Below are 462 nucleotides of genomic sequence, written 5' to 3'. Positions count from 1 at the left end.
TGGGTTCGACATCTTTATTGTTGGAATACTGTCATTATTCGGTATAACCGCATTGCTACTTGTTGTCGCATTGCCTATCTATACAGTGGCTAGTTACCAAAACAAAGAAGTACATCAAGGGACAATTACAGATAAATATAACAAAAGACAAGATAAAGAGGACAAATTCTATATTGTATTAGATGATAAACAAGTCATCGAAAACTCAGACTTATTCTTCAAAGGAAAGTTTGATAGCGCAGACATACAAGCTAGGTTAAAAGTAGGTGATAAAGTAAAAGTTAAGACGATTGGATATAGAATACACTTTTTAAATTTATATCCGGTCTTATACGAAGTAAAGAAGGTAGATAAAAAATGATTAAGCAAATACTAAGATTATTATTCTTACTAGCGATGTATGAGTTAGGTAAGTATGTAACTGAGCAAGTATATATTATGATGACGGCTAATGATGATGTA

The 462-nt window shown here is 31.6% G+C and carries 2 protein-coding genes; both read left to right on the top strand.

The window, feature by feature from the left end:
- Positions 1-361 (top strand): hypothetical protein (locus tag RAD16_RS41050; protein WP_458163690.1); only part of this gene is annotated, 361 nt, incomplete at its 5' end.
- Positions 358-462: transcriptional activator RinB (gene rinB / locus RAD16_RS41045; protein WP_148562621.1), on the top strand; the 105-nt coding region annotated here is incomplete at its 3' end. The genes RAD16_RS41050 and rinB, both read left to right, overlap by 4 nt.

Source organism: Bradyrhizobium sp. 18BD, assembly GCF_054185225.1.
This window is presented reverse-complemented; position numbering and strand designations above follow the sequence as displayed.